This window comes from Streptomyces sp. NPDC048171 (genome assembly GCF_043202655.1).
Lineage (GTDB): Bacteria > Actinomycetota > Actinomycetes > Streptomycetales > Streptomycetaceae > Streptomyces.
Genome location: NZ_JBIDAU010000039.1, coordinates 1 through 2,828, shown reverse-complemented (window position 1 = coordinate 2,828; position 2,828 = coordinate 1). Strand labels below are relative to the sequence as shown.

The 2,828-nt window shown below is 67.1% G+C and carries 1 protein-coding gene; it reads right to left on the bottom strand.

The window, feature by feature from the left end; all coding sequences use genetic code 11:
* The coding region (locus ACGF3J_RS38675) for a condensation domain-containing protein (protein WP_393856123.1) at positions 1–2,783 on the bottom strand (2,783 nt) is incomplete at its 3' end.
* Positions 2,784–2,828: the final 45 nt, after the last annotated feature.

The window sequence follows — 2,828 nt, the reverse complement described above, 5'->3', positions numbered from 1 at the left end:
GCCACCACCAAACCCACCACCGCACCCTGAGACACCACCACACCCTTCGGCACACCCGACGACCCCGACGTAAACATCACATACGCCGCACCACCCGGCCCAGCACCCACAGGACCCGCCAACACCGGCGCAGACTCCACGCCCGGATCATCCACACACACCACCGGCACACCCACACCACCCGGCAACCCACCAGCCAAAGCCCGAGACGTCACCACGCACACCGGCCCCGCCTCCGCCAGCACCACACCCACCCGCTCCACCGGATACGACGGATCAACGAACACATACGCACCCCCCGCCTTCCACACCCCCAACAACGCCACCACCACATCCACCGACCGCTCCAACACCACACCCACCACCGACTCCACCCCCACACCCAAGCCCGCCAACACACCCGCCAACCGGCCAGAACGCTCATCCAACTCCCCGTAAGTCAGCCGCTCCTCACCACACACCACCGCAACCGCACCCGCATCCCGCACCACCTGCTCCGCGAACAACTCCACCCACGACACCTCAGGCACCGGCTCGACAGCGGCATTCCACCCCGCCACCACCTCATACCGCTCCGCCTCCGACAACAACTCAACCTGCCCCACCCGCACCTGCGGACCCTCAACCACAACCGACAAGACCCTCACCAACCACCGACCGACCCGCTCCACCGTCCCCGCATCAAACAGATCCACCGACCCCGTAACCGACCCCCGCAACCCACCAGGACGACCCTCACCATCAACCACCTCACCCAACGACACATCAAGATCAAACTTCGCTGCCGCCAGCTGCACCCCCACCGGCGTCACTCGCACCCCCGGCAAGTCCAGACCCGCCCCATCCACGTTCTGAAGAGTGAGCATCACCTGGAACAGCGGATGCCGCGCCAGCGAACGATCCGGCGCCAGCACCTCCACCAACCGCTCGAACGGCACCTCCTGATGCTCCAACGCCGCCAGACTCGTCTCCCGCACCCGCCCAAGCAGCTCGCCGAAGGTCGGATCCCCCGACACATCCGTACGCAACACCAGCGTGTTGACGAAGAACCCGACCAGATCGTCGAGGGCCTGATCGGTACGGCCGGCCACCGCAGTACCGACAGGAATGTCCTCCCCCGCACCCAACTTCGACAGAAGCACCGCCAGCGCGGCCTGCACCACCATGAACAACGTGACACCCTGCTCACGCGCCAGCGCCGCCAACCGCGCATGCACCTCCGCCGGAACCTCCACCCTCACCGTGTGACCACGATGTGACGCCACCGCCGGCCGCGGCCGGTCACCCGGCAACGCCAGCTCCTGCGGCGCCCCCGCCAACGCGTCCCGCCAGAAACCCACCTGTCCAGCCAGCACGCTGCCCGGGTCACCCTCATCACCCAGCAGCTCCCGCTGCCACAACGCATAATCCGCGTACTGCACCGGCAACGGCTCCCACTCAGGCGCACGACCGTCACATCGCGCCGCATACGCGACGGAAATGTCCTGAGCCAGGGGTCCCATCGACCAACCATCCCCCGCAACGTGATGCACCACCACCACCAACACATGCACATCAACACCGACCTCCAGCAACAACACCCGCAACGGCACCTCAACCCCGAGATCGAACCCGCGTCCGCACTCCTCCGCTACCAGACCCGCAACCTCACCCTCAGCCTTACCAGCACGCACCACCCGCAACACCTCACCCACCACAGAAGGCACCAACACCTCCTGATACGGCTCCCCCTCCACCACCGGGAACACCGTCCGCAGCACCTCATGCCGGACGACAACATCACCCAACGCCGCCCTCAACGCAGCAACATCCAGCACACCCTCCAACCGCAACGCAACCGGCATGTTGTACGTCGCACTCGGCCCCTCCAACTGCGCCAAGAACCACAACCGCCGCTGAGCAAACGACAACGGCACCCGCCCAGGCCGCTCCCACGACCTCAAAGTCACCCGTGCCGGAGCTGCCTCCGCGATGCGGAGGGCCAGCCTGGCGGGAGTCGGAACCTCGAACAGGAGCCAGATCCCCGCCTCGACGCCCAGCCTCGAACGAATGCGGCTCACCAATCGCGTGACAAGGAGGGAGTGACCCCCCAATTCGAAGAAGTCGTCGTCAGGACCCACCGTGTCCAAACCGAGGACATCGGCGAAGATCTCGCAGAGGATCCGTTCCTCCTCCGTGGTGGCCTCACGCTCCCCTCCGGCAATGGCGTACTCCGGCGCCGGCAACGCAGCCCGGTCCACCTTTCCGTTCACGGTCAGCGGCAGCCTGGTCAGCTCGACCACCACCGCTGGGACCATGTAGTCCGGCAGTTCTTCGCCGACAAGGCCCCGGAGCTCGGCACTGAGTCGGCCGTCCACGCCACCCGTGCCGGAACCCCCGTCCGAGCCCTCGCCCTCCCCCTCGCTCTCGCCCTCGGGCACGACGTAGGCGACGAGGCGCTTGTCCCCCGGCACATCCTCGCGTGCGACCACCACCGCCTGGCCCACCCCCGGATGCGCGGCCAGCACCGCCTCCACCTCACCCGGCTCCACCCGGAACCCACGGATCTTCACCTGTTCGTCCGCACGCCCGACGAAGACCAACTGCCCGTCCGCGGTCCACCGCGCCAGGTCTCCGGTCCGGTACATCCGCGCACCCGAACCGCCGAACGGACACGCAACAAACCGCTCAGCCGTCAACCCAGACCGCCCCCGATACCCCCGCGCCACCCCCACACCCGCCACATACAACTCACCCACAACACCCGGCGGCACCAGCTCCAGACCACCATCCAGCACATACACCCGCGTGTTCTCCAACGGCCGCCCAATCGGCAACACCCCCGGCAC